Source organism: Mucilaginibacter roseus, from assembly GCF_021215455.1.
GTDB lineage: Bacteria > Bacteroidota > Bacteroidia > Sphingobacteriales > Sphingobacteriaceae > Mucilaginibacter > Mucilaginibacter roseus.
On the sequence record NZ_JAJPWV010000006.1, the window covers coordinates 197,028 to 219,894 of the forward strand.

Sequence of the window (22,867 nt, forward strand, 5' to 3'; positions counted from 1 at the left end):
TAGGCAAATTGTTTGAGCGGTAACAAACAAAATCAACTTCAATTTGTACATTTACGGTAACCCTCAAATTATGATGCAGCTTTACGACAGTACCTGTTTTGATTGTAGCCGACTGATCACCAATAATTACAGTACCTCTTTCAGCCTGGGTATTAAAGCTTTCGCACCCAAATTCAGAGATCCTATTTATGCTATTTATGGCTTTGTGCGCTATGCCGACGAGATTGTAGATACCTTTCATGAATTTGATAAAGCCAAACTGATCGCCGCTTTCCGAGCCGATACCTTCAGAGCTATTGAAGAGCGCATCAGCCTGAATCCCGTATTACATGCCTTTCAGGTAATAGTTAATCATTATGGAATCGAAGCTGAGCTGATCGATGCTTTTTTAACATCAATGGAGATGGATCTGTATGCCAATACTTACGATGAAGAAAGTTATAAAGCGTACATCTATGGCTCGGCAGAGGTAGTGGGTTTAATGTGCCTGCGTGTATTTTGTGAGGGTAATGATGCGCAGTACCGCGCCTTGGTGCCTAATGCTTGCGCCCTCGGCTCAGCATTCCAAAAGGTAAACTTTTTGCGGGATGTTAAGGCCGATAAAGAAGAACGCGGGCGAACCTATTTCCCTAACGTGAATTTTGATAAATTTACAGAGCGCGATAAGCAGGAAATTGAGCAGGATATACAGCGTGACTTTGATATGGCCTACGAGGGTATTAAAATGCTGCCGGTTGGCTGTAAGCTTGGGGTATACATAGCCTATACTTACTACAAGCAATTGTTTAAGAAGATAAGTACTACATCTGTCGATCATATACTTCAAAACCGGGTGCGTGTATCAGATACCAGAAAAATAGCGTTATTTGCTCAGGCTGTGATGCAGCAGAAACTCAAAGCTATTTAATGAAGTTATTTGTATTAAGTTGTTTACTTTTTTTTAGCATCGGCATTAACGGAGCGCGGGCAAACGAGCATGACCCCGAAGTGATACGCAAGCAGCTATTAACGGCGCTTAAAAGCAGCAAAACTACCGACTCGCTATACAACGCGCTTGATGCCACCAAGCATAAAAACGCTTTAATTACCGGCTACATGGCCACCTTGCAGGCACTTAAAGCCATACATGCCTGGAACCCCATCTCCAAATTGAAATATCTAAACGCTTCTGAAAAAACTTATGCCGAAGCCGTAGCTGCCGATCCGCATAATATTGAGATAAGGTTTATGCGTTTTTCTGTTGAGCATAATGTGCCCGGTTTTTTAGGTTATCATAAAAACCTTGAGAACGACCGCAAGACGATCATCGAGCAAATAAAAAAGAAAAACTACAAGGAAGAAGATACAGACCTGATACGTACCGCGGTAAAGTTCCTGATCGACTCTAAAAGGTGTACCACTGCCGAGAATGAGTATTTACATAAGCAATTAGCCGCCTTAAAGTGAAGTACACTTACCTTATTATTAATTTTCTGACCATTTTTTTTCCGGTTGTACTCTCGTTTGACAGGCGGGTACAATTTGCCAAAAACTGGCGGCACATTTGGCCGGGCATGGCTATTACAGGTTTGGTATTTTTGTTTTGGGATGTGCTGTTTACCATAAAAGGCGTATGGTGGTTTAGCCAGGAACGTATAATCGGCGTAAAATTTTACGGGCTGCCGTTGGAGGAGATTTTATTTTTTTTAACCGTGCCCTTCGCCTGTATATTTATCTACGCCTGCCTTAATTATTATGTGAAATGGTCGCTTAACATCAGGCTTACGCGAATCATATCAAACCTGTTGCTAATTCTCTCTGCCGTTTTACTGATACTTCATTACGACAGGTTATATACGGCAGTGACCTTTGGGCTACTGTTCGTAGTGATTGTTTACCTGCAATTTATAGCAAGGGCGGAGTGGTTATCGAGATTTTACATGGCTTACATAGTATCGTTACTGCCGTTTTACATTGTTAACGGTTTGCTTACGTCCATACCAGTGGTTTTATACAACGATGCCGAGAATTTAGGCTTCCGTGTGGGCACTATACCATTCGAGGATCATTTTTACTCATTAGCCTTACTGGTGATGAATGTTGGATTTTTTGAATACTTCAAGAATCGCAACGCTAATGGATAATTTGCCGCAATATACCCGCTCACAATTAGCGCTCCGTAACGGGCAGGATAAACCGCAGATATGGGTAGCTTACCAGGGAATTATTTATGATGTAACCGAAAGCCGCCTGTGGCGCAACGGCAAACACTACGAACATTGGGCCGGGCAGGATTTAACTCAAGAACTAGCTGATGCCCCGCACACAGAAACCGTTTTTGAGAAATTTGAGAAGGTAGGGAGATTAACAGCTTCAAGCTAAGCCCCCCAGCCCCTAAAGGGGGAGCTCAAACTCGGAATTTTGAATATTAGTTCCCCCTTTAGGGGGTTAGGGGGCGAGTTAGAAAGGGAGCCTACAGCTCAAACTTCGACAGCTTTACAAATTGCTGTACACGTTCCGTTATTTCTTCCTGTGTAAGGTTTTTAATTCTTTCCGGGCCAAATTTCTCTACGCAGAATGATGCCAGCGCTGAGCCGTATATCAAAGCATTTTTCATGTTATTAAAGTTGATGCTGCCAACCTTAGCCAGATAACCAATAAAGCCACCCGCGAAAGTATCGCCTGCGCCGGTTGGATCAAACACCTCGGCAAGGGGTAAGGCAGGTGTAGCGAAAACAGAATCCTTATCAAACAACAAAGCACCATGTTCGCCCTTTTTAATTACAAGGTATTTAGGCCCCATGGTTAATATTTTGGCAGCAGCCTTTACCAGTGAATATTCGCCGGATAGCTGGCGTGCCTCTTCATCGTTAATGGTTAAAACGTCCACCATTTTCAGCGTATCCAGCAGGTCATCCAGGGCAATGTTCATCCAGAAGTTCATGGTGTCCATCACAATCAGCTTCGGACGTTTGGTTAAGCGTTTAATAACCGTTTGTTGCACCTGCGGGGTAAGGTTGCCCAGCATCAGATATTCGCAATCCTGGTAACTGTCTGGAATGATGGGGTCAAAGTCGGCCAATACGTTCAGGTCGGTCACCAGCGTATCGCGGGTGTTCATGTCGTTATGGTATTTGCCTGCCCAAAAAAAGGATTTTTCGCCTTTTTTAATCTGCAAGCCTTCGGTATTGATGCCGTGCGCATTAAAATCGTCTATTTCGGTTTGGTGAAAATCATCGCCAACAACGGCTACAATTTTAACTTTATCATATAAATATGAAGCCGATAAACCCGCGTAAGATGCTGAACCACCGACAATTTTATCAGTTTTACCAAAGGGGGTTTCGATAGCGTCAAACGCCACGGTGCCAATAACAACCAAACTCATGTGAAAATATTTTAAATTTTTTTTGTGCAAATATTGTGAAATTAAAGCAGAAAATATACTTTTGCACACCCAATCGGTAAAAAGCATTCCTGAGTAGCTCAGCCGGTTAGAGCATCTGACTGTTAATCAGAGGGTCGCTGGTTCGAGCCCAGCCTCAGGAGCAAAAAAGCAAGCACGGTAAAACGGTCGCTTGCTTTTTTTTATGCCCTCACATTTTATTAATCTGATAAATTGCTGGCTTGCCGGGTGCAACATAACTGCCTTGGTTTATTTCATTCATCACTTCTGCAAAAAGCCTTGTTGATTGCAGGCGGTCCTCAATTGAAAATGTAGGCGAGGTGGTGATCAGTTCATCAACCTTGGTTTGTTTCAAAAAGTCTGTGATCTGCTCTTTCACTGTCGCCTTGGTTCCGGCAAATGAGTATTTGAGCATTTGATGTACTGCCGGGTGCCTCAAAATGTCTCTCATATCATTGGTCAATTCCGCAGGTGGCTGTAGCGCGTTGGATTTTCCGGTCAACACACCTACAAACATTTTGATCAGCGTAGTCAGCAGCCCTTCCGCCTTCTCTTCGGTGTCGGCTACAAAAACATTAACGCCCGCCATGGTATAGGGTTTATCTAAAAACGCGGATGGCTTAAACTCCGAGCGATAAATTTCAAGCGCCTCAAGCAAATGTGTCGATGCGAAGTGGCTGGCGAAAGCGTAAGGTAATCCTTCTTTAGCAGCCAGATGCGCACTGTCGGTACTTGAGCCTAAAATATATACCGGTACATTCGTGCCTTCGGCAATAGCAGCCCTTACTTTTGAAGTTTGATTGGCTTCGTCAAAATAGTGCTGTATTTTGGCAACTTCCTGCGGGAAAGATTGGGCCGCCCGTATAAAATCTGACCGTATGGCAAGCGCGGTATCGGTGTCGGTACCCGGAGCACGCCCCAAGCCCAGGTCAATGCGGCCGGGATAAAGATGCGCCAGTGTGCCAAATTGCTCGGCAACTACAAGCGGCGAGTGGTTAGGCAGCATTACACCGCCCGAGCCTACGCGTATCTCTTTCGTGTTATCAGCAATATAGCCGATAAGTAACGTAGGGGCGCTACTGCCTATATATGCCGAATTATGATGCTCGGCAAACCAGAAACGTTTATAACCCGTCGCCTCGGCTGCTTTAGCCAGTTCGAGCGAATTGTTTAATGTTTGCTTGATGGTATTGCCCTGTGCAACAAGTGCAAGTTCCAGTATAGAATATGCTATTTTCTGTTTTTCCATTTCTTTATATTTTAAAACCTTCGGTTTTGAAAGTTCGAAAAGCAATATTTTTCAAAGTTCAGGAAAGTTCACATGCATTAACATAGTGCTTATCTATTTGAAAGTAATTTTCTTATGGGTTTAAGCCATCGCTATGTAAATCGTCACCTTAAAAGCAAAAAGCAGCCTGAGGTATGGTTATGTACATCAGGCTGCTTTCGTTTGCCGTTAGCTGGTTATATCATAAAGTCACGACCACTTTGCCAACTGTACGCCCGCTCTCAACCTGCAGGTGTGCTTTGGATATCTCGGCAAACGGAAAAGTTTGTGATACATGCGCTTTCAGAACGCCTCTTTCGAGCAGGGCAGCAATCTGCTCCATATCATCACCGTCAGACTTTACCAGGATGAAGTAACCGTTAACACCTTTCGCTTTGGCTTTTTCAGTAACAGCCTCGTTAAGGCCGGTTGGTATACTGATCACCGTGCCGCCGCGTTTTGTGACCAGTAACGATTTGTCGATAGTATCGCCGCCTACACCGTCCAAAACAAAATCAAATTCTTCGGGATGATTAGCCCAATCGTAGTTGGTATAATCAATATGCGCGTCAGCACCTAAGCTCAAAATAAAATCTTTATTTCGTGCCGATGATGTTCCGGTAACCCGGGCACCTAAATGCCTGGCTAACTGTACGGCAAAATGACCCACACCTCCGGCAGCAGCATGTATCAATACCTTTTGCCCTGCCTGTACATGCGCGTTGTGCACCATGGCCTGGTAGGCGGTTAATGCTGCAAGCGTTGCAGCAGCTGCTTCCTGGTGCGAAATATTGGCCGGTTTTAACGCAAGCTGTGCTGCTGGGGCGGCTACATATTCGGCATAAGCTTTGCCATGGCCCGGAAAGTTAACCATCCCGAAAACCTCGTCGCCCACCTTGAATTTTTCTGAGTTTGATTCGGTAACCGTGCCGGATATGTCCCAGCCTAATATGAGCGGACTTTGATCCTTAATGCGGCCATAAACGCCCTTGCCGGCGCGACTTTTTGTATCAACCGGGTTAATGCTGATGGCTTTTACTTTTACCAGCACTTCGCCAGATAAGATGGTTGGAGTTTCGATATCACGAAGCTGCAGTTCGCTAACTTCGCCCGGGTTGTTTAAAATAAATGCTTTCATAATCATCTGTATTTTTATAAAGCAAAAATATACTTGTTAGTAACACTTTATTTGGTATAAATTTGCTAAAAACTGGTATAATTATGAAATGTGAAGATTTGCATGAGCCTTTTTCTATCGAGTATATAACATTGGATGAAGGTATCCGCAATGGACATAAGCATAGTTTTTTTGAACTGGTTTATATTGTTGAAGGTACGGGCACACAGTGTATCAATCAAAGCCAGTTTGCTTATCAGCCCGGACATATGTTTTTAATTACGCCGGAGGATTGCCATTCGTTCCAGGTTAAAAACACAACCACTTTTTTCTATCTGCGCTTTAATGATATCTATATCCGCGAGTCGGGTATTTTAACCGGCAATGTTCAAAAGCTGGAGTTTATATTACAGAATGCCAATCATAAACCGGGTTGTATCTTGAAAAATATTGTTGATAAGCAGGTGGTTAAACCTTTGGTGGATGCCATTATCAGGGAATACGAGAGCCGGGATATATATAACCAGGAGTTGATACAGCAGTATGTAAATACCCTGATTGTTTTGGTAGCGCGCAATATCGCTAAGTTTTTGCACCTTGAGCTATCTGAAAATGCGGATAAACGGGCCGTTAACATCCTTAACTTTATACAAGCCAATATTTATTACCCGGAAAAACTACGCGCCGATTACCTGTGCAGGCATTTTAATGTTTCTGTTAATTACCTGGGCAAATATTTTAAGCAGCATACAGGCAGCACCCTGCAAAAGTATATTACGCAATACCGGCAAACGTTGATTGAACACCGGCTGATACACAGCGACAAGCGCCTGGGTGAGATTGTTAACGAATTTGGTTTTACAGACGAAAGCCATCTCAATAAATTTTTCCGTAATAATAAAGGCGTAAGCCCAAAGGCGTTTAGGCTTACTAGTTATCAAAAGTTAAAGGCGGTGGTTTGATTTTTTTATTTAGGTGATTAGGTGAAAAGCGATACCACAAACGTTATCATTACATAAACATAAACGAGCTTTGAAATATCTATTAACCCTTTTAATGTTTATCATCCGGCTGAACAGCAATGCGCAGGATGCCCGTACTCTGGTACAGGAAGGTAGCGAACTCGCCGCTAAACATGACTATACTAACGCGATCGAAAAATATAAAGCCGCTTTAAAATTGGCGCCCGATAACAGCGCCGCCAATTATCAAATGGCTTTCAGCCTGAACGCTATGGGTAAAGGGGCGGATGCTATCCCGTATTTGCAAAAGGTTGTAGCCGCTGGCTCATCATCCACAATTACTGCCTCGGCGTACAGCCTGATGGGTAGTATATATGATAAGAGAGGACAAGCCAGGCAGGCAATTGAAAGCTATTTACAGGCTATAAAGTTAGCCCCTGAAGATTATACACTGCATTACAATATCGCCCTTGCGTATTTCAGGGCGAGGCTGTACGCTGAAGCTGAGAAAAGCGCCCTTACTGTGCTGGCTGCCGATCCGAAACACACGGCGAGCTTGCGCCTATACGCGCTGGTTACATTTCATCAAAACAAGCGGGCACCGGCCCTGCTGGCACTTTGCCGCTTTTTAGCGCTCGACCCTAACGGGGCCAGTAGTGCCGAAGCTTACGGAAACCTGCAAAGCATTTTAAAAGGCGGGTCCCTTAAACTTGCGCCAGGCGAAAAGGCGCTGGTGGTAGATGCATTGAATAAGAAGTTGAATCAGGCTATTACTTCGGCAGTTGGTAGTATAAAGAAGGGCGGGGCAACGGCACCACTGCTGGCTAAACAGTTAAGCGCGGTATTTAAAGCGCTCGGTCCATTACTCGAAAAGCAGGCCGAGCCATTTTTAAACAGTTTAGTTACCGGATATTACCAGCTGGCGCAAGCCGACCGTATGGCCGAATTTGCCGATCATATAAGCCAGAGCGTTGATAAAGCCGCTGCTGCACGGGCAAAAGCAAGTGGCAGGCAGGAGTTTTAGAATAGTTGTAGGTCCTTCGGCAAGCTCACCCATGAACGCTTTTGACAAGGCGCTATTTACTTTTTTACGATTTCCTTACTGGTGCTTTTGCTTTTAATTTTGAGGTTTAGCATTTCAACCATTACCGAAAAAGCCATAGCGAAATAAATATAGCCTTTCGGGATATGCTGTTCAAGCGCTTCGGCCAGTAATGATACGCCGATGAGTAATAAGAACGACAGGGCTAGCATTTTAACCGTAGGGTGCTTATTTACAAAGTTAGCCACGCTGCCCGATGCCCACATCATAATACACACGGCAATAACCACTGCGGCTATCATAATCTCCACATGGTCGGCCATGCCCACCGCTGTGATCACCGAATCGAGCGAGAAAACAATGTCCAGTATCATGATCTGGAATATAGTGCCCCAAAACGAATGGCCTTTTACATTGCCTGTATCGTCATCATCACCCTCAATTTTGCCATGTATTTCGTGCGTGCTTTTGTAGATCAGGAATAAACCGCCAATCAGCAAAATAAGGTCGCGGCCTGAGATGGCCAGTTTTTCCACCCATTCCGGGTCGGTTATGCCAAATATGCCCGAAAGGTTAAACAATGGCGATGTGAGGCGCATGACCCAGCTTATGGATAACAACAGCAAAATGCGGGTGATAAGCGCCATGCCCAAACCCACACGCCTGCCTTTGGCCTGCTGATCTTTGGGTAGCTTATCAGCCAGTATCGAAATAAATATAATGTTATCAATACCCAATACAATTTCCAGTACGGTAAGGGTAATGAGGGATATCCAGGTTTCCGGGTTCGAGAAAATTTCCATGCTATGTGTAAGTGATGCTAAAATACAAAACCCCTGCCATAGGGCAAGGGTTTTAATAATTAGTATTTAACAGGGTATTGAATTATTCGAACTTTACACTACCATAGTTGGAGTTGATAACGATGGTACCGTTGCTGCCTTTACCCAGCTTGCCTTTAAAGGTTTTGGTTGGGCTAAAACCGCGTTCCTCGTCAGACGGGTTTTTGTTTACCACGTTAACTACATCGTTATTATAATTAAAGCTGCCATAATGTACGGTTACATCAAAATCAACATTCAAAGGTTCGCCTACGCCAACTTTTACGCCCGAGTATGATGAATTTACCACCAGGTTTTTCAGGCTTTTATCAAGCGAGGCAATGTTTAACCCTCCGCTATATCTAACATTGATATTGCCTGAAGTTTTTATGCTGCCAATCTTTGCTGAACCGTAACTTACTTTAGCGGTAAGCTTTTCACATTCGTTTAAGTTAAGGTTGCCATAAGCAACATTTAAGTCGCTGCCGGTAAGGCCTTCAATGGTGGCGCTGCCATATTTTACATTAATATCATTAGCCGGATTGCTGAGCGTTTTGGCCACGAAGTTACCGTATGAGTGATTGATGGTAACTTTACCGTATAAATCCGGCAATACGGTGCTGCCATAGCGGTTGGTTACAGCCAGGCTATTTTTGGCCGGCATATAAACAGTGTAGTTTATTTCGATACGGCGAATGCTGCGACGGCTGCCGCTGATAAATGACCACGAACCGCTGTTATTACTATTACCCATGTTTGTTTTAAACCATACGGTTTGCCCGTCGCGCCCATCGGCAATGGTAACTTCATCCAGCATTTTCTGAGCCTGCCCCTCTTTATTGGTGGCGACTTTTACCTGTACATCAACTTTAAATTCATTTTTGTTCCAGGTGTTAATGGTTACTTTGCCATAGCGGTTATCAATACTTAGCAGATCATTCCGGTCGGCAGGGTATATTTTACTGTAGTTTTTTACCTTTTCTTCCAGGTCATCATCATCCTCGGCAACGTTAACTGTATTCCCATTTAAATGTACACGGTTAAGGTTAACGTCAATATCGTCCAGGTCAATATCAATGTCGCCTACTGCTGCAAGGCTTTTGTCCAGGTTAGCCAGGCTAAGGTTTAAATCCTTATTCATGTTTTTAAGGCTCACCGCCAACTCCTGGTTAAGCTTTTTAAGCTCTTTGCCATTTAGGTTTACATGCAGATCTTTTAGCTGCACCTTTACATCGTTAAGGGTAGCGTTAACATCATCACTTAATGATACGCTGCCATTAAGCATAACTTTGGTATTGGGCTTCACCGTTTTTGCGGGAGTAGCCGGTTTTTTTTGTGCCGAAGCGATGCCGGTTGCCAAAACAAAAGCCAGCAGCAAACGGAATACTTTATATATTCTTGATTTCATTTTTTTGTTCTTTTTTCAATTCTTTAAATTGTTCTATCACGTTCAGTTGCTGGTTAAGCACCTCGGTTTGTATCTGCAGGTTGCGTATCATGGCGCGCAGGGTACGCTCCTGGTTAGGGCTTGTTGCCAGGTCGCCTTTAAGGCGGGTATAGGCCGAATCCATCTTGGCTATCTCCTTACTGAATTCATGATACAGTTGAGGGTCTATTTTGGCAACCGTTTTTAACTCGTTGCGTTTGGTTTGCACTAATGATGCATAATGCATTTGCTGTTTGGCATACGCCGGGTTAATATCGGCCAGTTCAATGCCCTGGTTCCTGCTTTTGCGCAGGTATAGCACAAAGCAAACACCCATTACCACAATAACACTGGCCGCCACCCTTAGCACAAAGCCTAACGAGAATGTTTTGGCCTCTCTTTTTTTTGTTTTTTCCGGCTCGGGGGCCAGGTTGAGTTTTTGTTCAATGCTGTCCCACAATTCCATACGTGGCTCAAGGTCGTTAAACTCGTCCTTGTTAGCTTTCATGAAATCTTCTAATCGCTTGCTCATGATGTTATTCCTTTTCTGCTTAAAATTTCGCCCAGTTTTCGTTTAGCGCGTAAAAACTGTGTACGCGATGTGTTTTCTGTAATATTTAAAATCTGTCCTATTTCCTCATGGTCATACCCCTCAAGCAGGTAAAGCGAGATCACTACGCGGTAGCCTTCGGGGAGCTCCTTCATCGCCTCTTTTATAGCGGCTACCTTGTAATTCTTTTCCTCGTCATCATCTTTCTCCTCTTCAGGTATGTTCATCATCTTCTCGTCTTCCAGCTCAGTCCACTCCAGTTTGCGCTTACGGAGCAGGTTGATGGATCGCGATACAACAATTTGTTTGAGCCACAGGCCAAAGGTGGTTTCCTGCCTAAAATCGTGCACTTTATTAAAGGCATGCAAAAAAGCTTCCTGCAGCACATCTTCGGCCTCGCCAATGTTGCCCACTATGCGGTAGGCAATGTTCAGCATTGCTTTTGAGTACAGGCGATAGAGCTCATAGCAGGCCTTTTTACTGCCCTGCTTGCATTCAACCACCAGGTTGTAATGTTTGTCGATGTATATGGCTTCCAATTGTGATATTCAGCTTTCAGTCTATTAGACAGCAGATATATCCGCGTGTTGCATCATCCGCACAAAATATTATCAGAATGTTAAATTTATTTTTTGGAGGAACTTTTCAGCCAGCTGTCAACGGCGTTTACCGCGTTGGCATAGCGCTCGGCGCCAAGTCCCGATATAACTTTGTAGTCGGCATTCAGCGCTTGCAGTTCGCTGTGCCATATGGCCATAAAGTGTTCGCGCAGGTCAGGGAAATCGCGCAGCGGGTCATCCTGCCAGGGCATATCAATATCCAGCAGCAGGTAAAGATCATAGGGGTGGGAGGCCAGTTTATCCAGCACCTCCTGCGGCGAGCGGCCAAACAGATGGTCGCTCCATATTTTTATGGTGATAAAGGTGGTATCGCAAATAAGCAGCTTGTTGGCCCGGGGTATCAATTTTTCTTCCAACGCTAATTGGCCGTAAAACATATTCAGCTCATCGTCCCAAGTATACTCACGGTTCAGGCTTTCGCAGTATTCGCGCGCATACTCAGGCACCCAAATAGTATGATAGTGCTCGGCCAGGTACGCCGCCATGGTTGACTTGCCCGTTGACTCAGGCCCTACAACTGCTATCTTGATGATATTTTTATCCATTTGCCTTGCTTTGTTGCTGCTTAAGGTATTGCCGCCGCCATTCAATGTAACCCATGGCCGCCATAATTATATAAACCGCGTACATAACTGCGGTAAGGTGTAAATCTTTAAAATAATAGATGCCCACATAAATTACATCCACGAAAACCCAAAGCAGCCAGTTTTGTACCACCCGGCGTGCCATCAGTATTTGTGCTACCACGCTGCATGCCGCGCAAAAGCTATCAAGGTAAGGGAATGATGCCGATGTGTATTTGAGGCCGCTGCCTAATATTATGGTTACGCCCGTAACACTTGCTACCGCAATAGCCGTTTGTTTTTTAGTAATAACAGCTACCGGTGCCAGGCCTGTGCCGTCAGGTTTGCGCAGCCAGTAATACCAGCCATAAATATTCATGGCTAAAAAGTAAACCTGCAGCCCCATATCGGCAAACAGGTTTGCCTCATAAAATATATAGAGATAGATGCTTACGCTGATGATAGCCAATGGCCAATTCAAAATACTATTGCGCGCCGCCAGGTAAACGCAGCCCAAACCGGTAAGTACGGCAATAACCTCATACCACGTTTGGTGATGCCACCATTGCTGCAATTCGGCGCTGATATTCATTACGTCAAATATAGTGTTTTGTAAAAGTGTTGGTATTTGTATACAAACCGTACACTTTGTATTTAATAACCTACACACGTGTGTTTCTTAATACATACACTTTGTCCTTTAATTACCCAAAAGTTTAAAACAAGTGCTGTTTATTAAATTCAGGATAATTTTTTTTAACCTTTATTCATGCGCTATGCGCTATAAGTAGGCTATTGTAACAGCTTAGTTACGCTTTCTTTCGTTTCATGGCTTCGTGTTTGTTAATTACTGGATGACCTTGCGTTTATATCTGTGAAAAGAGAATAGAAACAACGTCTACCTGTGAAAAACATCTTTTATCGAATTCTCAGACGCCCAGGCTGAGATGTTATGTTCTTTGTTTTGGGTTTAATCAATAGTTTAAATTAATTAGGGGAAAGGGAGCACTTAAAAATGCTCTCTTTTTTTGTTTATACATTTTTGGTTTGCCCGCTAACAGCATTCGCTAATAACTCAAAATTATTTACATTTGAAAAGTATATTAATTTAGTAGACTTTTTAAAATGATAAATTATATCCGTAACGGACTATTCATATTATCGGCCGCCTTGCTGGCTTCATGCAGCAGCCCATCAGCCAAATTAAAAACCGGCACTTGGCGTGGTGTGTTAAAAACATCAACAGGTGAGGGTATCCCCTTTAACTTTGAACTTGCCGATAGCGCAAATAAATACAAACTGAATATAATAAACGGCAACGAGCGGTTTGCGGTTAATGATGTTAGCATCAACGGCGACTCGGTATTCATAAAGATGCCTTTGTTTGATTCGGAGTTCGCCTTAGCTAAAACCGGCGATGGTGGCCTGCAAGGTAAATGGGTAAAACACTTGGCCACCGAAGATGTGGCAATGGATTTTACTGCTACCCCTGATACCAAATGGCGTTTCTTTAAGGAAGAGAAACCGGCTACCGCCAACATAGGAGGGCGCTGGTCGGCTACATTTGGCAAGGGTGAAAAGGCCGATACCACCGTAGGCGAATTTAAACATGTTGGCGCCAAGCTAACCGGCACCTTTTTAACCACCACCGGCGATTATCGCTTTCTGGAAGGTACCGTTGCCGGCGATAGTCTTTATTTGTCGTGCTTTGACGGTGGGCATGCTTACCTGTTCAAAGCCAAAGTTGCAGGGGCAAATAAAATTGAGGGCGGTAAGTTTTACGCCGGCCTGTCCGGCACGGATGTTTGGCGAGCCGCAAGAAATGAAAAAGCCAGGTTGCCCGATGCCTACTCGCTTACGGCCTTAAAACCTGGTTACAAAAAGCTCGATTTTACTTTCCCTGACCTGGATGGAAAAGAAGTGTCTATTAACGATGATCGTTTTAAAGGAAAGGTAGTGATGGTGCAGATATTAGGATCATGGTGCCCTAATTGTATGGATGAAACCGCTTACCTGGTTAACTACTACAAAAAATATCAGCCGAAAGGTGTTGAAATTATCGGTTTGGCATACGAGCGGACCAAGAATTTTGCTCAATCTGTAAAGGCTTTAGTAAGGTTAAAGGAGCGCTTTAATGTTACTTACCCGTTATTGATAACCGGTTATACGCCCGACAAAGGCGAGGCAGCCAAAAGCTTGCCCGGTTTGAGCAAGGTAGTCGGCTTCCCTACAACCATCATTATTGATAAAAACGGAAATGTGCGCAAAATACACACGGGCTTTAGCGGGCCTGCCACCGGCGAACATTATACCGAGTTTATAAATGAATTTGAAAAGCTGACGGATGATCTGTTAGCGGAAAAATAAACAAGAATGGCGGATTAAACTAATCCGCCATTCTTGTTTTATGGATTAAGGAACAATCCGCCCTCAATAGCGGGGATAATCTTTTTTTCGTTAGCGGTATCGAACATCAGCTTTATTGCTTTTTTACCTTCCGCACCCAACTCAATTGAGTATTTGTTTACGTACAGCTCAATGTGTTTGTACATTACCTCCTCGCTCATTTCCTGCGCGTGCTGGCGGATAAATTCCAGTCCTGACTTTGGATTGGCAAAAGCATACTCTACTGATTTGCGCAACACCCGGTTTACCTTATGCTGCACCTCGGCAGGCAGGTTACGGTTGGCCACAATGCCGCCAAGCGGTATAGGGCAGCCGGTTTTTTTCTCCCAGTAATCGCCGAGGTCAATTATTTTTTTCAGGCCCTTATCCTGGTAAGTAAAGCGGTTTTCGTGGATAATGAGGCCAATGTCTATCTTCTCGGTCAACAAAGCATCTTCAATTTCATTAAAAACCAACTCATGCTTGTTAGTAGCCTCCGGAAAAGCCAGTCCTAACAAAAAGTTAGCGGTAGTGTATTTCCCGGGAATACCTATTTTGAGATTTGGGATTTGAGATTTGAGGTTTAAAATGATCTCGTCTACATCGTTACCCGCGGTATAGTCCTTTTTCGAGATCAGCATCGGGCCAACGCCAAAGCCAAGGGCGCTGCCACTGTCAAGCAATACATATTTATCGGCCACGTAAGCAAAGGCATGGTAGCTTAGTTTGGTAATATCCAACTCGCCGCGAAAGGCCTTTTGGTTGAGTGTTTCCACGTCATCATAAAACACCTCGAACTCCAATCCTTCGGTATCAATTTTATGGTGAATAAGGGCATCAAAAATAAAGGTATCATTAGGGCAGGGCGAAAATCCGAGGGTTAGTTTCATAGTCAGTACATTTTTAATCTTTCAACAGATCATCCAGCAACTCGGCAGCAAATGTATTCAGATTTTTAATGGCAGGCCCTATCTGCCATGCCGCCCGGTTGCGTTTCTCCACGTAATTTGACACTGACCTGATCTGCAAGCAAGGCACACCTGCCTGTTTACAAGCGTAAAAAAAAGCCGCCCCCTCCATGCTTTCAAGGTCGGCATTTACACGGCTGCTTAATTTTTGTATAGATGCCTCGTTGCCATGCACCGTATTCACGGTAACGGCAGTCACCTTTTTTATGTTAATTGATGCCGGTAAAGAATAACTGGCTATAAACCTGCTCTCGCCAAAACCCAAATCATCAATGGTTATAAAGGTTCCATCATCCTCTGCCCCAAGTTCCACCAAAGTATCTTCGGTAATCTCGCATACTGCGCCAAGTGCAATGTCACGGTTAAAACTACCGGCAATGCCGAGGTTAATAATCAGATCATATTTATTTGTTGCCAGATGCCTGCCCAGCGCGAATGCCGTAGCCACCATACCCGCCCCCGTGATAAGCAGGTTGCAGTTGCTTCCGGCTGGTAGTCGGCGGTTTGCGGTTAGCAGTTGATTGTTATCTGAGTCCGAAATTGAAAATCCGAAATCAGAGATCAATCCCTCAACTTCGGGCTGTGTGGCTGCTACAATAAGTACCTGCATAATGGCATAATTATCATGGCTAATATAAAACAACTCGCCTGTTTTTGTTTTGTATATTTGCACCCACAATTATTATGATGATTTATATAACGCGCAGAGAACATTTTAACGCGGCTCACCGCATGTACAGGGATGAGTGGAGCGAAGAAAAAAATGCCGAGGTATTTGGCAAGTGCGCTAACCCTAACTGGCATGGCCACAACTACAACCTTTTTGTAACCATAAAAGGCGAAATAAGCTACGCAACCGGTTATTTAATGGATCTGAAGGATCTGAAAGCCATTATTCAAGAATATGTTGTTGAAAAGCTTGACCACAAGAACCTGAACAAGGATGTTGACTTTATGCAGGGCAAAATGGCATCAACCGAGTTGCTGTGTATCGAAATATTTAAGCAGCTAAAGGCACCTATTGAGGCACACGAGGGTGTATTTCTGCACTCGGTACGCCTGCACGAAACTGAAAATAATTCCGCCGAGTACTTTGGCGAATAATATATACTGATGGATAATACCCGCCACATACCCGACCGCGATGATGACATTGACGGTTACGAAAAAATTGACCGCTACAACCCGGATTTGATAGACAGCCTTAAAGGCCATTACCATGAAGTGCTAAAGCTGATAGGCGAGCATCCTGGTCGCGAAGGCTTGCTGAAAACCCCCGAACGTATGGCCAAAGCCATGCTTTACCTAACACATGGTTATGACCTTAACGCCGAGGAGATTCTGAAATCGGCCATGTTTAAGGAAGATTACAGCCAGATGGTGGTGGTAAAGGATATTGAGGTATACTCGATGTGCGAACACCATATGCTACCGTTTTTAGGCAAGGCGCATGTTGCCTATATACCTAATGGGTATGTAGTTGGCCTGAGCAAGATACCGCGCATAGTAGATGTATTCGCTCGTCGCCTGCAGGTGCAGGAGCGTTTAACAAACGAGATACGCGATTGCATACAGCAAACCCTTAACCCAATTGGCGTAGGCGTGGTAATTGAGTGCCGCCACATGTGCATGAGCATGCGCGGCGTACAAAAGCAAAACTCGGTAACCACAACATCAGCATTTACAGGGGCCTTTTTGCAGGATAAAACACGTACCGAATTTTTAAATCTTATTTCATCGAGATTGAGTTAATTTGGGAAGTTGTGAGTAGTGAGCAATGAGTAAAAATAGTTTTATACCACCCATGATTCACAACTCACAATTCACCACTCACTAATATAATACATCATGAACGCATACATTTTTCCAGGACAAGGCGCACAGTTTGTAGGTATGGGTAAAGACCTCTACGAAACATCAGACGAAGCACGCGCGCTTTTTGAAAAAGCTAACGATATTTTAGGCTTCAGCATTACCGACATCATGTTCAGCGGTACCGATGAGGATCTGAAACAAACCCGCGTAACGCAGCCCGCCATATTTTTACACTCAGTAATTTTAGCCAAGGTTTTAGGCGATAGCTTTAAGCCCGATATGGTTGCCGGTCACTCACTGGGTGAGTTCTCTGCGCTGGTATCAGCCGGGGCTTTGAGTTTTGATGATGGTTTACGATTAGTTGCCGCTCGTGCCAATGCTATGCAAAAAGCCTGCGAACTGCAGCCATCAACTATGGCCGCTATTCTGGGGCTGGATGATTTTACAGTTGAGGACATTTGCCAGCAGGTGAGCGATGTGGTTGTGCCAGCAAATTATAACTGCCCTGGCCAGCTGGTAATATCAGGCACCATAGCCGGTGTTGATGCCGCTTGCGAAAAACTTACCGCCGCCGGTGCAAAACGCGCGCTTAAACTGAATGTGGGTGGCGCTTTCCACTCACCGCTAATGGAATCAGCCCGTGTTGAGCTGGAAGCCGCCATTGTTGCTACCAATATACAGGCGCCGGTTTGCCCAATCTACCAAAACATTGATGCCAAACCGTATACCGATCCCGAAAAGATAAAAGCTAACCTGATAGCCCAGCTTACCGGCGCCGTACGCTGGACGCAAACGGTTAAGCATATGCTTGAGGATGGAGCTACGTCGTTTACAGAAGTAGGGCCGGGTAACGTATTGCAGGGCCTTGTTAAAAAGGTTGACAGGGGCGTTGCCACGGCAAGTGCCACCATAGCCTAAAACAGAATAAAGCCACCTCACAAGTGGCTTTATTTTTATTTAAATTTATCTGCCAAAAAACATACTGAATTGAGTTACAGGTTTAAAATACGTTTGCTGCTGGCCTTGCTTACCGTAAGCTTATTTATAACGGCCGTTATACTACCTAATTCATATACACCGGGCCGCACGCTTGAACAAACCGCCCGTATACTTGAGGATAACATTCACGAAAAGGAAAGTTTTATTGAGGATATCCTGCACGATTCGGTAAAGTTTAATGAGCTAAAGCAACTCCGCAAAAACGATCAGCTTTCACTTAAGCTGATAAAAGATTATACTGTTAAAAACCACGTATGGTTTATAACGCTTGATAGCAGCCGCCTGTCATTTTGGAGTGGCGTTAAGGTATTGCCTGCTAACCCGGGGCGTATAAAACCCGGCCGGTCATTTATTAAGCAACCGAATGGATATTACGAGGCTGTACGTAAGGATGATGGTGCTTTCTCGGCCATTTTCCTGTTCCCGATAAAAATAAATTATGCCTTCCAGAATAATTACCTGCGTAATGGTTTTACCAAGGATCTGCTTACAGATGATGATGATATTGTAGATCTGGCCGATTTTACCGACCGGCAGTTTTACCCGGTACATAGCATAAGCGGACAATATCTTTTTGGTGTTAAGCTAAAGGACAATGCGGTAAACAGCCGATATTTCTATTCCGAACTTACGGTATGGTTCTTCGCCTTTTTAGTGCTTTGCCTGCTGGTGAATGACTTTTGCCTGCAGCTTGCGCGCAAGGGCAGGGCTTTGCTTGCCATTGTGTTGCTCACTTGCTTTATCAGCGCGTTGCGGTTTATTAACCTGTATTATTGCTGGCCCGATTTTACGTTTAAGCTGGACCTGTTCAATCCGGCGCACTATGCTTCCAGTAGCCTGTTCCCCTCGCTTGGCGATTTTTGTATCAACATACTGTTCACCACCTGGCTGGCCGCCTTTATTTATGTAAACCGTAATTATCTGCTAAACAACGTTCGCAGCAGAGCCGGCAGTTATGCGGTTTTGCTGGGCTGTTCTGCATTTATCGTTGGCATATCAGCTTGGCTGCTGGTGCTTTTTAGGGGGCTGGTCATCAATTCAAACATCAATTTTGATGTAACTAACGTACTCAACCTTACCGGCTTGAGTGTAGTAGGTTTGGGTGTATTGTGTTTCGCCTTCCTGATATTTTATTTAATTAATGATGCCTTTGCGGCTATCTGCATAAAGCTGCCTATATCAAACGCGCATAAAGCTTTTGTTTTTTTAATGGTGATTGTTGCGGCTACGGCTATTTATGCCTGGGTGAATAACTTTAACGCCTTCTTTTTACTAATGGGTGTTATGGTATTCATCAGGGCTTATGATTACCGCTTTGCTGATGGCCGTTTGTCTGCCGTGCCTTTGCTTATAATGGTTTTTGTGGGTGCCATTATTTCGTCGTTGGAATTGAATACTTTTCAGTCTATTAAAGAAATAGGCCAGCGCAAGCTGCTGATCAAAAAGCTGCTCGTGCCTGATGATGCCAATGTAAATGAATCATTGAGCAAGCTGGAAAAGCGGATTTTAAAAGATGCACAAATAGTACAGGCTTTTGGTCAGCCGGGGCAGGCGGCTGCACTGAAAACACGTTTGCAAAAGCTGTATTTTGACGGGACGCTTTCGCGTTATGAGCTCAGTATACATCAGTTTGATAATAACGAAAAGCCGCTGGCAACAGATACCAATTATTCGCTGAGCGTTTTTAAGGATCTGGTTATGTACAGCTCCTTCAAGGTGTCACGCTACTTTTACCGGGAAAACGAGTCGTTTGGCTCGCAAAACTATTTTGCGGTAATGCCGGTAAGTAACGGGGGCGTCCGTAAAGGTTGTATCGTTATTGAATTACGGTCAAAAAAATTAAATAACCCAAGAGCTTTCCCTGAGCTGCTGGTTGAAGGAGTGAAGAGTGAAAGTGATGATTTTAAAAACTATTCATATGCTTTTTACACCGATGCCCGCCTGGTAGCACAAAGCGGCAACTATGTGTATGATGTAGTTAACAAAACCTTTGATACGCCGGTTAATACTTACCGGTTTGTAACTACCAACAGCATTTACCCGGAGTGGTACCGCACATTCTCGCGGCATAATCATTTGGTATTTAAGCAATCTAAACGCAACGTTATTGTTGTGAGCCGCAGCGAGAACGCGTTGTTTTTCGGCGTAACAGCGCTTACCTTCTTTTTTGTGTTGTTATTGCTGTTTAGCCTGCTGGTTGTACTTATACGCTGGTTATGGTTGCGTATACGCATTTTATATATCAGCGATAACCGGATCAAATGGGGCTTCCGCATTAATTTTGATAAGATATTATACAAAACCCGTATTCAGTTTTCCATGATTCTGGCGGTTGTATTTACGCTGATCATCGTGGGCTTCATAACCTTCCTGTTCATTAGCACCCAGTACAATTCGCAGCAGGAAGAAATGATTCGCGGCAAGATAGCCCGTATAACCGAAGCGTTTGAAGAAGGGCAGTTTAATAAGTACATTGATAACATCAACAAAGAAAAGCTTAGCGATTTTGATGAACTGGCCAATACCTATTCTGCCGACCTGACCTTGTTTAACCTGCAAGGCATACCACTTATAAGCACGCAGCCTAAAATATATGAATATGGGCTGCATGTAAGGCGCATGAATGCCAGGGCGTTTATTTACATGAGCAGGTTCCAGAAGTCGGAGTATGTGAATGATGAACAGATAGGCGACTTAAATTATAAATCAGTTTACGCGCCGCTTAAAAACAACAAGCAACAAACGGTGGCCTATTTGCAATTGCCTTATTTTTCAAACGAGGTTGATTACAAAACCCAGGTTGGTGCCCTGCTAAACGCCATGATTAACGTTTACGCCCTTGTTTTCATAGCTATAGGTTTGCTGGCGGTTATCATTGCAAGGCAAATTACCGCACCGCTTAACTTTATTCAGACTAGCCTGAGCCGTATAATTTATGGCAAAAAGAACGAGCCTATTAAATGGGATCGTGATGATGAGATAGGCGCACTGGTAAAAGAATATAATAAAATGATAGCCGCTTTAGAGAACAGCGCGCAAAAGCTGGCACAATCTGAAAGGGAAAGCGCCTGGCGCGAAATGGCCAAGCAGGTTGCTCATGAGATCAAAAACCCGCTAACCCCATTAAAGCTGGGTTTGCAATTGCTGGATAAATCATGGAAAGATAAGGACCCTAAGTTTGATCAGAAATTTGAGCGCTTCAGTAAGTCGTTTGTGGAGCAGATAGAGAGTTTGTCGTCCATCGCCTCGGAGTTCTCGGCCTTTGCAAAAATGCCTGATACTAAAATGGTAAAGCTGAACCTTTTTGAAGTGCTTAACCAGGCTGTAATCATTTTTAAGCAGATGGATAATCTGACCATAAACTATCAACCGCCGGAGGAGCCGTTCATGATAAATGCTGACCGCGACCAGCTACTGCGCTGCTTTAACAATCTGCTTAAAAATGCTATTGAAGCCACCCCGCCCGATAGGAATGGCGTGATAGACCTGAACTATTTGATCACCAGTAAAAATATTTTGCTGAGCATTAAGGACAACGGTAATGGCATACCCGAAAACATGCGCGAAAAGATATTTGAGCCTAACTTTACAACCAAGAGCTCGGGTACCGGTTTAGGCCTGGCATTCATCAAAAACTCCATAGAAAATGCCGGTGGAAAGGTTTGGTTTGAAACTGAACTTAACGTAGGCACAACGTTTTACTTCAGCCTGCCTGCGGCAGATGCAAACGAATAGTCGGGATGACAAATTATACTATAAAAAGGGAAGGCCTCGTTAGTTGACGAGGCCTTCCCTTTTTATAGTATTGCTTATAAGTTATTTCAGTGTAATGCTGCTTTTGCCCATGCTGAATCCATCTGAATAAAGCATAACCGTATAGGTGCCTTTTTGGAATGGCGAAGGGTTTACCCAATCAATGGTGTAAGCGCTGCCATCATCCCTGAAATCAATAGCGGTTTTGTAGCTGTATTGCATCTCCTGGTCATCAGCGGTAAAGCTGCCTGCATCGGCTGAAGTGATCAGGTTGCCGGTAGGGTCCAATACACGTACGTAAACATCGTGCAATGCTTTGGCCGCAACGCCGTTAGGTACCAGCGTAAAGTTAATCTTGAACTTTTTGGCCGATTTTGCCTTGCTAACGTCTGACTCTTTGCCGTTATCTTTTACTTTGTAAGCTACAATTTCAGCAGCTGATAATTTTAACGCGGCGGCTTGTTGTACTTTGGTGTTTAGCTCCTGGTTTTGTTTCTCCAGCGTTGATGCCTTTTCGGTAGCAACGGCCAGGTTTGATTTAAGCGTATCGCGCTCGGTTAGTAATGAGGAGTTCTGTTTTTTAAGCTCCTCGATATCCGCAGTGTATTTGGTGACAAAATAACGAAGTTGTTTAACATCTTCGCGTGCCTTTGCCAGTTCAGCGGCTGATAGTTTGCCTTTGGCAAGTTCGGCCCTTAAAACGCGGATTTTGGATTGCAGCGAATCATTTTTAGCCTGCAACTCTGCCGACATTTTCGTTTTAGCGCTGTTCACCAGCTCAATTTGCGCCTCAAGGCTGTCCAGTTCAGTTTTTAATCTTGTCTTTTCATCATTGATGTACACCACCCTCGTGTCCGACTTGTTTTTTTGCAGGTACAGGTACACATCAGTACCCAGCAATGCAATCACAACTATGATCAAAAAATAAATAACGTTCGAATTCTTTTTTACTGGTTTTTCAGAAGGGTTCTCCATAAATTAAGTTAGTTTAAGGCTTGGCCCGCCGCGCAGGCCTGTAGCTTGGCATGTAACTATTACTTAGTGTCTTATTGTAACATTACGACGTTCAATACCCGTTTTTACGGGTATTGCTTATCCGCTAAATTAAGTACAATAAGCTTAAAACACAAAATTGGCCGATTTATTATGTATAATAATAAAACTCTACCTATGCAGTTTATATCTTTGCAGATT

23 protein-coding genes and 1 tRNA gene are annotated in these 22,867 nt (G+C 44.0%); 12 read left to right on the plus strand and 12 right to left on the minus strand.

The features are described from left to right. Nucleotides 1-70: 70 nt before the first annotated feature. From LT679_RS17530 to LT679_RS17545, 4 genes are read left to right on the plus strand one after another with little or no spacing between them, the layout of a single operon-like run. A complete protein-coding gene (locus LT679_RS17530; RefSeq protein WP_232178971.1) occupies nucleotides 71-907 on the plus strand; it encodes a phytoene/squalene synthase family protein in 837 nt (278 codons plus the stop codon). Beyond that, nucleotides 907-1,446, plus strand: coding sequence for a hypothetical protein (locus LT679_RS17535; RefSeq protein WP_232178972.1), 540 nt, complete (start codon nucleotides 907-909; stop codon nucleotides 1,444-1,446). Before LT679_RS17530 ends, LT679_RS17535 begins: the two co-directional genes overlap by 1 nt. Next, on the plus strand, nucleotides 1,443-2,123 hold the full coding sequence (locus LT679_RS18710; RefSeq protein ID WP_232178973.1) for a lycopene cyclase domain-containing protein: 681 nt from the start codon (nucleotides 1,443-1,445) through the stop codon (nucleotides 2,121-2,123). Before LT679_RS17535 ends, LT679_RS18710 begins: the two co-directional genes overlap by 4 nt. Next, nucleotides 2,116-2,361 (plus strand): cytochrome b5 domain-containing protein, encoded by a 246-nt coding sequence (locus LT679_RS17545; RefSeq protein ID WP_232178974.1) that lies wholly within the window; start codon nucleotides 2,116-2,118, stop codon nucleotides 2,359-2,361. Before LT679_RS18710 ends, LT679_RS17545 begins: the two co-directional genes overlap by 8 nt. A gap of 91 nt (nucleotides 2,362-2,452) precedes the next feature. On the opposite strand, the gene LT679_RS17550 is transcribed toward LT679_RS17545, so the two are convergent. Next, nucleotides 2,453-3,367 carry a PfkB family carbohydrate kinase gene (locus LT679_RS17550; RefSeq protein WP_232178975.1) on the minus strand — a complete coding sequence of 305 codons (915 nt, stop codon included), beginning with the start codon at nucleotides 3,365-3,367 and terminating at the stop codon, nucleotides 2,453-2,455. 87 nt (nucleotides 3,368-3,454) lie between these two features. On the opposite strand from LT679_RS17550, the gene LT679_RS17555 reads away from it, so the two are divergent. Further along, nucleotides 3,455-3,528 (plus strand) — tRNA-Asn (locus LT679_RS17555). A gap of 47 nt (nucleotides 3,529-3,575) precedes the next feature. Here LT679_RS17555 and LT679_RS17560 read toward each other — a convergent pair. Together LT679_RS17560 and LT679_RS17565 are read right to left on the minus strand one after the other, a co-directional pair. After that, complete coding sequence (locus LT679_RS17560) at nucleotides 3,576-4,634, minus strand: LLM class flavin-dependent oxidoreductase (RefSeq protein ID WP_232178976.1); 1,059 nt, start codon at nucleotides 4,632-4,634, stop codon at nucleotides 3,576-3,578. 220 nt (nucleotides 4,635-4,854) lie between these two features. Then, entirely contained in the window at nucleotides 4,855-5,790 is a 936-nt protein-coding gene (locus LT679_RS17565; protein WP_232178977.1) for an NADP-dependent oxidoreductase, read from the minus strand. 83 nt (nucleotides 5,791-5,873) lie between these two features. Here LT679_RS17565 and LT679_RS17570 point away from each other — a divergent pair, with 83 nt between their 5' ends. Together LT679_RS17570 and LT679_RS17575 are read left to right on the plus strand one after the other, a co-directional pair. Further along, complete coding sequence (locus tag LT679_RS17570) at nucleotides 5,874-6,731, plus strand: helix-turn-helix domain-containing protein (RefSeq protein WP_232178978.1); 858 nt, start codon at nucleotides 5,874-5,876, stop codon at nucleotides 6,729-6,731. Between the two features lie 94 nt (nucleotides 6,732-6,825). Beyond that, nucleotides 6,826-7,755 carry a tetratricopeptide repeat protein gene (locus LT679_RS17575; protein WP_232178979.1) on the plus strand — a complete coding sequence of 310 codons (930 nt, stop codon included), beginning with the start codon at nucleotides 6,826-6,828 and terminating at the stop codon, nucleotides 7,753-7,755. 56 nt (nucleotides 7,756-7,811) lie between these two features. Here the strand turns inward: LT679_RS17575 and LT679_RS17580 are convergent, their stop codons facing one another. The 6 genes from LT679_RS17580 to pnuC all read right to left on the minus strand — a co-directional run bounded on the left by LT679_RS17580 (nucleotide 7,812) and on the right by pnuC (nucleotide 12,345). Continuing rightward, a complete protein-coding gene (locus LT679_RS17580) occupies nucleotides 7,812-8,576 on the minus strand; it encodes a TerC family protein (RefSeq protein ID WP_232178980.1) in 765 nt (254 codons plus the stop codon). 82 nt (nucleotides 8,577-8,658) lie between these two features. Continuing rightward, a complete protein-coding gene (locus tag LT679_RS17585) occupies nucleotides 8,659-10,002 on the minus strand; it encodes a DUF4097 family beta strand repeat-containing protein (protein ID WP_232178981.1) in 1,344 nt (447 codons plus the stop codon). After that, a complete protein-coding gene (locus tag LT679_RS17590) occupies nucleotides 9,983-10,552 on the minus strand; it encodes a hypothetical protein (protein WP_232178982.1) in 570 nt (189 codons plus the stop codon). The genes LT679_RS17585 and LT679_RS17590 overlap by 20 nt, the downstream gene beginning before the upstream one ends. Further along, the gene (locus LT679_RS17595) at nucleotides 10,549-11,109 is read right to left on the minus strand and encodes an RNA polymerase sigma factor (protein ID WP_232178983.1); all 561 of its coding nucleotides are present in this window, start codon (nucleotides 11,107-11,109) and stop codon (nucleotides 10,549-10,551) included. The genes LT679_RS17590 and LT679_RS17595 overlap by 4 nt, the downstream gene beginning before the upstream one ends. A gap of 86 nt (nucleotides 11,110-11,195) precedes the next feature. After that, a complete protein-coding gene (locus LT679_RS17600) occupies nucleotides 11,196-11,735 on the minus strand; it encodes an AAA family ATPase (protein WP_232178984.1) in 540 nt (179 codons plus the stop codon). Next, a complete protein-coding gene (gene pnuC / locus LT679_RS17605; protein WP_232178985.1) occupies nucleotides 11,728-12,345 on the minus strand; it encodes a nicotinamide riboside transporter PnuC in 618 nt (205 codons plus the stop codon). The genes LT679_RS17600 and pnuC overlap by 8 nt, the downstream gene beginning before the upstream one ends. Nucleotides 12,346-12,878: 533 nt before the next feature. Here pnuC and LT679_RS17610 point away from each other — a divergent pair. Beyond that, nucleotides 12,879-14,120 carry a TlpA disulfide reductase family protein gene (locus LT679_RS17610; RefSeq protein WP_232178986.1) on the plus strand — a complete coding sequence of 414 codons (1,242 nt, stop codon included), beginning with the start codon at nucleotides 12,879-12,881 and terminating at the stop codon, nucleotides 14,118-14,120. A 38-nt stretch (nucleotides 14,121-14,158) separates the two neighbouring features. On the opposite strand, the gene LT679_RS17615 is transcribed toward LT679_RS17610, so the two are convergent. Then, nucleotides 14,159-15,028 (minus strand): menaquinone biosynthesis family protein, encoded by an 870-nt coding sequence (locus LT679_RS17615; RefSeq protein WP_232178987.1) that lies wholly within the window; start codon nucleotides 15,026-15,028, stop codon nucleotides 14,159-14,161. Between the two features lie 13 nt (nucleotides 15,029-15,041). Next, nucleotides 15,042-15,779: a futalosine hydrolase gene (gene mqnB / locus LT679_RS17620; protein WP_232178988.1), complete on the minus strand. Its 738-nt coding sequence runs from the start codon at nucleotides 15,777-15,779 to the stop codon at nucleotides 15,042-15,044. Between the two features lie 14 nt (nucleotides 15,780-15,793). Here mqnB and LT679_RS17625 point away from each other — a divergent pair, with 14 nt between their 5' ends. The 4 genes from LT679_RS17625 (at nucleotide 15,794) to LT679_RS17640 (ending at nucleotide 21,655) form a co-directional block, all read left to right on the plus strand. Then, entirely contained in the window at nucleotides 15,794-16,210 is a 417-nt protein-coding gene (locus LT679_RS17625; RefSeq protein ID WP_232179058.1) for a 6-pyruvoyl trahydropterin synthase family protein, read from the plus strand. A 9-nt stretch (nucleotides 16,211-16,219) separates the two neighbouring features. Continuing rightward, nucleotides 16,220-16,858, plus strand: a complete 639-nt coding sequence (gene folE / locus LT679_RS17630; protein ID WP_232178989.1) for a GTP cyclohydrolase I FolE — start codon at nucleotides 16,220-16,222, stop codon at nucleotides 16,856-16,858. A gap of 96 nt (nucleotides 16,859-16,954) precedes the next feature. Continuing rightward, nucleotides 16,955-17,839 (plus strand): ACP S-malonyltransferase, encoded by an 885-nt coding sequence (gene fabD / locus LT679_RS17635; RefSeq protein ID WP_232178990.1) that lies wholly within the window; start codon nucleotides 16,955-16,957, stop codon nucleotides 17,837-17,839. Between the two features lie 69 nt (nucleotides 17,840-17,908). Then, on the plus strand, nucleotides 17,909-21,655 hold the full coding sequence (locus LT679_RS17640; RefSeq protein WP_232178991.1) for a sensor histidine kinase: 3,747 nt from the start codon (nucleotides 17,909-17,911) through the stop codon (nucleotides 21,653-21,655). Nucleotides 21,656-21,736: 81 nt separating this feature from the next. Here LT679_RS17640 and LT679_RS17645 read toward each other — a convergent pair whose 3' ends face one another. Further along, on the minus strand, nucleotides 21,737-22,648 hold the full coding sequence (locus LT679_RS17645) for a kinetochore Spc7 family protein (RefSeq protein ID WP_232178992.1): 912 nt from the start codon (nucleotides 22,646-22,648) through the stop codon (nucleotides 21,737-21,739). Nucleotides 22,649-22,867: the final 219 nt, after the last annotated feature.

Coding starts and splice junctions, on each gene's coding strand:
- LT679_RS17610 (WP_232178986.1), top strand. CDS start 12,879: ATGATAAATTATATCCGTAACGGACTATTCATATTATCGGCCGCCTTG.
- LT679_RS17535 (WP_232178972.1), top strand. CDS start 907: ATGAAGTTATTTGTATTAAGTTGTTTACTTTTTTTTAGCATCGGCATT.
- LT679_RS17615 (WP_232178987.1), bottom strand. CDS start 15,028: ATGAAACTAACCCTCGGATTTTCGCCCTGCCCTAATGATACCTTTATT.
- LT679_RS17585 (WP_232178981.1), bottom strand. CDS start 10,002: ATGAAATCAAGAATATATAAAGTATTCCGTTTGCTGCTGGCTTTTGTT.
- LT679_RS17570 (WP_232178978.1), top strand. CDS start 5,874: ATGAAATGTGAAGATTTGCATGAGCCTTTTTCTATCGAGTATATAACA.
- LT679_RS17565 (WP_232178977.1), bottom strand. CDS start 5,790: ATGAAAGCATTTATTTTAAACAACCCGGGCGAAGTTAGCGAACTGCAG.
- LT679_RS17590 (WP_232178982.1), bottom strand. CDS start 10,552: ATGAGCAAGCGATTAGAAGATTTCATGAAAGCTAACAAGGACGAGTTT.
- LT679_RS17580 (WP_232178980.1), bottom strand. CDS start 8,576: ATGGAAATTTTCTCGAACCCGGAAACCTGGATATCCCTCATTACCCTT.
- folE (WP_232178989.1), top strand. CDS start 16,220: ATGGATAATACCCGCCACATACCCGACCGCGATGATGACATTGACGGT.
- LT679_RS17545 (WP_232178974.1), top strand. CDS start 2,116: ATGGATAATTTGCCGCAATATACCCGCTCACAATTAGCGCTCCGTAAC.
- LT679_RS17575 (WP_232178979.1), top strand. CDS start 6,826: ATGTTTATCATCCGGCTGAACAGCAATGCGCAGGATGCCCGTACTCTG.
- LT679_RS17550 (WP_232178975.1), bottom strand. CDS start 3,367: ATGAGTTTGGTTGTTATTGGCACCGTGGCGTTTGACGCTATCGAAACC.
- pnuC (WP_232178985.1), bottom strand. CDS start 12,345: ATGAATATCAGCGCCGAATTGCAGCAATGGTGGCATCACCAAACGTGG.
- fabD (WP_232178990.1), top strand. CDS start 16,955: ATGAACGCATACATTTTTCCAGGACAAGGCGCACAGTTTGTAGGTATG.
- LT679_RS17530 (WP_232178971.1), top strand. CDS start 71: ATGATGCAGCTTTACGACAGTACCTGTTTTGATTGTAGCCGACTGATC.
- LT679_RS17645 (WP_232178992.1), bottom strand. CDS start 22,648: ATGGAGAACCCTTCTGAAAAACCAGTAAAAAAGAATTCGAACGTTATT.
- LT679_RS17625 (WP_232179058.1), top strand. CDS start 15,794: ATGATTTATATAACGCGCAGAGAACATTTTAACGCGGCTCACCGCATG.
- LT679_RS17560 (WP_232178976.1), bottom strand. CDS start 4,634: ATGGAAAAACAGAAAATAGCATATTCTATACTGGAACTTGCACTTGTT.
- LT679_RS17600 (WP_232178984.1), bottom strand. CDS start 11,735: ATGGATAAAAATATCATCAAGATAGCAGTTGTAGGGCCTGAGTCAACG.